Source organism: Bifidobacterium sp. LH_730 (assembly GCF_056355835.1).
Genome location: NZ_JBKETB010000006.1, coordinates 186,649 through 193,601, shown reverse-complemented (window position 1 = coordinate 193,601; position 6,953 = coordinate 186,649). Strand labels below are relative to the sequence as shown.

At 60.3% G+C, this 6,953-nt stretch carries 2 protein-coding genes; both read right to left on the bottom strand.

What is annotated here, in order from left to right; all coding sequences use genetic code 11:
- Nucleotides 1-254 precede the first annotated feature (254 nt).
- A complete protein-coding gene (locus AC1AUD_RS09015; protein WP_476574008.1) occupies nt 255-689 on the bottom strand; it encodes an HTH domain-containing protein in 435 nt (144 codons plus the stop codon).
- 142 nt (nt 690-831) lie between these two features.
- Nucleotides 832-6,654, bottom strand: coding sequence for a Spy0128 family protein (locus tag AC1AUD_RS09010; protein ID WP_476574007.1), 5,823 nt, complete (start codon nt 6,652-6,654; stop codon nt 832-834).
- Nucleotides 6,655-6,953: the final 299 nt, after the last annotated feature.

Here is a 6,953-nt window from a genome sequence, read left to right as displayed (position 1 = left end):
CGCTGGTGCCATAGGGAAGCGTTTGAGGCGTTGCCTTCGACGCTTTCGCTTGCGGTGTCGCTCTTGTCGGTATGTGTGGCGTTGCTGTCGGCACCGTGTTCTTCTCCGCCGCCGGGAACGATGAAAAAGGGGCCGCTGCGCTCCCCCGTGACGACCCCATATCGTTGAAGATCGATCCGTCAACCAGCGCATGCCATGACGACGAACAGGGCACGCCGGACGGGCCACCCTACGCCCGATGCCGGTTACGCGGGCTACTCGCCCGCAGACTCACCGGCGGAAGCAGCGCTGGTCGTCCCCGCCAGTGCGCGCAACCGGGTGACTTCCTGCTCGAGCTGGCTGATGCGCAGCGCCTGCCTGACGATGAGACGGTCGCGCGGATCATCCTTAAGTCCCGCCCCATCCGCAACGGGATCCACCGGCTGCCTACCCGTCTGTTTGACACGGCCGGCCTCATGGTCGGTCTTCCACCGGGCGAAGGAGCGTTCGATCCTCTTGTAACCCACCAGCTTCGGATCCAGGCCGGCCTCACGGAAAATCCTCACAGGACTCTCCCCTGCCAGATAGCGGCGCGTGGCCTCGTCGCGGAATTCGTCGCTGTACGTGATGCGCGCGCTCGTCACGCTCGCCACCGCCGGCAGCATCTTCAGATAGTGGATCTCGGTTTTCGTGAACTTATGCGCGGCCATGCGACGACGCCTCCCCCAACAAGCAAAAGAAATAAAAAGCGGAAAGGGGAGACGAACCCACGGACACGGGATCCGCCTCCCCGCAAGCCGGCCGGAGGACCCGGAACATCGGGAACCCTCGGCCGGCCAATCAGCTCTCCGGCTACCTCGCGTGATGCGCGCCCGCAACCGGGCTCATGCCCCTCCTGCGCCACAAGAGCGCGCCCGCGCCCGCGGCTAACAGGATCAACGCCAGACCAGTCACGCCCATGACGGCCACACCAGTCTTCGACAAGCCAGGCACCGGATGTTCCGGAGTCGTGGGATTGGTCGGAGTAGTGGGGATCGTCGGTTCATCAGGATTATCCGGATTACCGGGGTCCGGGTTGTCCGGGTCGGGTCCGGGACCGGGCTGGTCGGGCTTGGTGTACGTGTTCTTGAACGCCACGCCATTGTCGTAGAAGTCGGGCGAATAGGAGACAGACTTCACGCCGTTGTCATCCGTGGTCACGGTGACCTCATAGGTCTTCGTGTCGTAGGTGACGTTCGGCAGATTAGTGTTCCTCTCCTTCATCACGTACCTCTTCGTGGTGTTCGCCTCCTGCTTGAAGTCGAACCGGAAGCTGCCGTAATGCGGATCCGAGGAGCTCACGTCGTTCGTCGCGGTGTCGACCAGCCGGCCGCCGTCCCACAGTTCGAACGTGAACTCGCCCCTGTTCAGCGCACGGCCCTCGAGGTACTTCTTGCCGGGGTCGAGAGTCACGGGCACGTCATGATCGCCGGGGGTCGGGCAGTCGCCGGTGGCGGTGTTGGTCACCACCACGGTCACGTCGCCGGTCGGGGTGCCGGTCACGCCGTCGGCGGACACCTCGCCCTGGCCGTCGGTCACGGTGTACGTGGTCGTGTAGCCGTCAACCGCGGGCTCGCTCACCGTGTATGTGGCGCCATCCTTCACCAGGAAGGATTCCTGATGGCTGTTCGCATATTGCAGCGAGGACTGGGTTTCGCCATTGTTCACGTTGATCAGGAACGAACCAACCTTGTCCGGATCTTCACCGCACTTGGTCACGACCTTCTTGATGACGGTGAGCTGATGGTAGGTCACACCAGGATCGGGAGTGTCCTCGGCGGTGTTCTCGAAGCTGATGGGACCACTGGGATCGAAGGATGCTTGGGCGATGAGCTGGTTGTTCCCGTCGACCGTGACATTGACCGTGATCTTGTAGACGGTGCCGTCATACTTGATGCCGTCGATCGTCTGGCCGCCGTTCTCCTCCTGCACGCTGTACGTGTAGGCGCCGGGTTCGGTGAACGTGATCGGGTCGAAGATCCAGTCGCGGGTGTCACCCGAGGCCATTCCCCGCTCGGTATGGGACGTAACCGGATTACCGTCGGAGTCGGTCACGGTGAACGTGAAGTCACCACCATGCGGTGCATCCGCGGCGAGCGTCTTATGAGCAGGCAGGCTCAACGTCGTCGCGGTCGGTGGGGTAACAGTGTTCACGAACTGAATCCGATCCGTAAGCTGGCCATCCTTGACGTAGGCTTGGCTTGCGACCAGGTTGCCGTTCTCGTTGCGGTACACTCGCACGCTCACCGTGTAGACGGTACCATCGTACGCGGTGCCGGTCTTGCCGAGGTTCTTCTCGCGCACCAGATAGGTAAGCTCCTTGTCCACATCCTTATCGTCGTAATGCAGAGTGAACTCGAACGTGCCGTCGCTCTTGTTCGCGGTCTTCAGCACATTGCCGTTCTCGTCCACCAGTTCGAACTCATACTGTCCAGCCTCGGTCGCGGGGGTTTCCTCACCGGTGGCGGAATCCTTGACGAGCTTGTCGCCGGTGATCGTCACGCTCGTGGAATCCTTGCGCTGGTACACGTTCGTGAACACCACGCCCGTGCCTGTGGCGTTGCCCGTCCATTCATCGTCCTGGGATTCTCGGCGCTGGATCTGGCTGATACTCGCCTTGCCGTCCGTCACGCTGACGGTGACCAGGTACTGGCCCTGATCGTACGACATGTCATTCTTGCCGTTGCCGTCCTGATCCTCGGAAATCAGGTAGCGATACGTGCCATCAGCCTTGAACGAGATAGTGCCGAAGTCAAGAGTTCCCTCAGAAGTGTCTCCGGTTGCGGTGAACTCGTATGAGCCGTTCTTCACGTTGGAAGGCATCGGGGCGTTAGCCGCGTTACCTTGCTCGTCAACGGACTGCACGTGGAACACGTACTTTTCGCCGTCGTTGAACGTGCGGTTCGTGATCTTCTTGACGCCGGACAGGCTCACGGTCGGGGTCTTGGAGACCGTGTTCGTGAACACCATGCCCTTACGGTTGGTCACATCGGTCCATTCGGAGTCAACGCCCTTACGGGATTGCAGCTGCGTGCGCTCGGCGGTCAGCACGCCGTTGCTCTCGGTGACCCTGTAGACCAGACGGTATTGCGTCGAATCGTATTGCATGTTCGCCACGGAGCCGTCGGCCTTCTCAGAGATCACGTACTCGTAAGTGCCGGGCTGGGTGAACGTGATCGCGCCGAGCCTGCGGGTAAGGCTATCGATGCCCGCGCCACCCTCACCAGCCTTGAGCAGGTAGTCGCCCTCGGCATTCACGTTCTCCGGAAGCGGCGCAGTGACATCCTCGCCGTTCGCGGTGCCGTTCGCGTCCACGTGGAATGTGAACTCGTCGCCGTTCTGGAAATCGCGGCCACTGATCCTCTTCGTGATCTGCGGATTGACGGTCGCGGGCGTGATGTCGCGTGTGTTCGTCACCGTGGCCTCGTAGATCTTCACATTGTCGGACTTGGAAGTATCCGGCTCCACCGCCCACAGGTCGTCGGCGATGATCTTCCCATTCCAAGCCTTATCACCGTTCTTATAGGTGATAGTCGTCGTATAGCCGTCGACCGCCACTTCCTCCAACTTGTAGGTGTGGCCTGGGGCGAGGTTCTCGAACGTCGCGGACCAATTGTTGTCGGAGGTCAAGTCCCGCGAGGCGATGGCAGTGTTTGAACCGCCTTCAACGTAATCCTTGTAGAGCTTCACCGTCACCCTCGCGCCCGTGCCGGTCGGCGCGGAGGTCGCGGGATCCCATTTCTTGGTCACCTTGATCTGGCCGGTCTTCACCTGCAGGACGGGACGATCGTAATCGAGCATCTTGTTGTCACCATCGCAGGAGTATCCGTCGCTCTCGCTCTTCGCCACGCAGTAGGAAAGCTGCGGACCGGTTGCGGCGTTGGTGAAGAAGCCCTCGCCACCCTTAGCGTTATCACCGGTGTAGCCGGTGGTTGCGCCCTGTTGATTCATATTATCGGCGTACGTATCGTATGCGGTCTGGGTCGGTTTCACCTTGAATCGCAGCGTGTACGTGTAGCCGTCCTCCAGAACGTATCCGGTCGGGAACGTTGCCTTGATGGTCTTGTTTTGGGCGTCGTACGTCACCGTGAAGCCCTTGCCGGCCAGCGCCCTGCCATCCTTGAAATACGTGTCATCGGGGAGAGGTGTCTCTTCATTCCCGTCCGTCTTGGCGGCCTTGATCTCGACGTCAACTCCGTCTTTTCCAAGGGTACCGACGGTCAGCGTCTTGCTGTTCTCCCACACCGCCGGCTTCCCGTCGGAATCCAGACCGGTGTATGGTTCGGCCATATCCGTCAATACATCCGTGATGGACACGTTGCCGATGGCGAACGTCGTCGTGTTGGTGATCATCGAACCGACTTGGTCGAAGATGCTTCCGATTCCAGTGCCTTGTGCGTCGAACATCTTCACCTTGGGGGCGTTCTCGCCGGTCCCGGCCTTATTTTTCAGAGTGTTAGTGAAATCCGTGAGCAGAGTCTTACCCTGGTCGCCCGTCGGACTTTCGCTATCGAATAGGTCGACGCCCACGTTCAGTACGTTCCAACCGTTGTTGACTAATTTCTCGCCCTGCGCGAACGTATCCGTCTTCCAGATACCGCTTTGATCCCCATGTTCATGGTCATACTTGCTGTTGCTGTCACCGTTGGTACGCGTGGCCTGGCCGTCGGTGATGAACACGACGTATTTCTGGGCGCCCTCACGACCCTTGTAGTCGTTGGCCGTGTTCAGGGCCTTGTACCAGTCGGTGCCACCGGTCTCAGTATCTTTATCAGGCGCTTCCTTGTCAGCGACCTTGAGGGCTTTGATCGCGTTCTCGATGGTCGCCTTGTCTCCGGAATAACCGTTGTCTCCGAGATTGATCTTGGTGGCGTTGCGGGCGAACTTGACCATGCCGACCTGCAGGTCGATTTTCCCGGAACCATCCGCATCGAACAGCGATTCCACCATGCCATTCAACGCCTGCTTGACGTAATACCAGCGTTCGTCATTGGGGTCCTTGGCGTACCCCTCGGTGCCGCTTGACTCCCTATGCTCGCCCACGGGGAAATGCATGCTGTTGGAGTTGTCAACCACCAGCACAACATCCACGGGCGTCTGTGAACCAGTGGTGGAGATCACCTTCTGGGATTTGCCGGTCACGTCGAGGTTCAGCGTGTAGGAGTCCTTCGGGCTTGAAGCGACGGGATCCTTTTCGATGTACTTCTCGTGTTCCGGGGCGGTCAGACCGGCGAACGTCGTGATCGTGGCGGAATCCTCGTCAGACACTGTTCCGTTGTTGTCCGTGCCCGTGGCGGTCGCGGTGTTCGTGAACGAGCCGGAGGCGATGTCGTCGTCCGTCAGCGTCAGCGAACCGGTGCAGGTCATGGACGCGCCCACTGCCAAAGTAGTTTGGGGACATGTCACCGAGCCTTCATGGGCTGAAATCTTGTCATCGGTGACGGTGACGTCGCTCAGCTCGTTGTCGCCGACGTTGCTGACCACGAACATGTACGGCACAGTGTCCCCGGCTTGGAACACCTGCTTCGGGGTGCCCGTTCCATCGCGATGGTCCACGGATTTGGTGAGCATGATGTCCGACTTCGGGGTCTCGACGGTCTTCGCCGTCACTCCGCGGATGAAGTGGACCGCGTTGTTCGCGCCGGTCGACGCGGAGAAACCGAACTTGATTAGTTCGGGCAATTTCTCCGTCAAATCGGTGTCAATCGCAGTGTTGGCGTTCCCGTTGGGACCTGTCAGTGTGACCGTGAGACGCTGGATGCCGCTTTCATTGGGCACGCTGAGCTTGATGTTGACCTTGGTGCCACCATTCTGCCCGGCCGTGCCAACTCGAGGCGCATCTCCGTACAGCAGGGACTGGAAGCCGCTCGTAGTGGCGATGATGCCGTAGCCGTTCTTCCATTCACCTTTTGTGTTCTGTTCGCCCTTGCCGCGAACGGTCACGGAATACTGATGCTTGGTGGAAGGATCGTTCTCGTCGCGGGTTCCGTCGCCGCCGACCTCTTTCTTGGCACTGAAGTTGCCGAAGGTATCGAGACCTATTCCCAGAACGCCGTTGGGGATGCCGGCCACGGTCCTGGAATCTCTTCCGGAGTGGTCCACGATGGCGGAGTATCCCAATGCCCCGCCGACGCCCTCGCCGGTGGGGCCCGCTTGGTTGAGCGTCGTCGTGCCGTCGGTCAGGAAGAAGCCGATGCCATCGGCAGGGGGATTGCTGGATGAGCCGAACTGGTATTGGGTGAACGTGATGTCCAGTCCGAGCTTCGACTGAATCTCGGAATCGTACAGCACCGAACCGGTCTGGCCTTCATCGGCATCGGTAAGTTGAAGGAAACCGTTGGCCTGTCCTCGATAGAACCGCGTACCATCGTCCTCGGAACAGTATTTGTCAGCCCTGCGATTCCCAACGGCCGTCAGGCAGGCGTCGCCGAGGAACTTCCATGAAGAGGCAACCGTCTCACCGGTGAAGTCCTCGTTGAACAGCGTTGCGCCCGAGCCCTCGGCGGTAGCGGCAGTCCGCTCACTGGCAATGGCCTGCTCCACGCCGGCCGCGTCATTCCCGCCATTGGGAACGCTTTCCTCGGCTGTGGCGGTGCCCGTGACGGCAAAGGCACCCAGCATAGCGACGGCGGACACAATCGCCGTCAGTTTCCTGCCCAGGCTCCTAGCAAATAGGGGGGGGGGGTCTGATGTTTCCGCATATTCACTACGCTTCCCGCCGGCCACGCACACACCACATGGCCGGCACTCTCTCCTGGCATCCGACAATCGGATACACCCGTACAGTGTGAAAGTTAGCCGCCTCTCGTCAAGAGGGCAAACCACCCCTCGGGGGAACAACCACGGAACCACAAGGCATGAACACAGCCAAACACGACGGCCAGCACACCCTTGAAAATACCCCCGAAAAACCACTCCCGGCGTGTCGCACACCA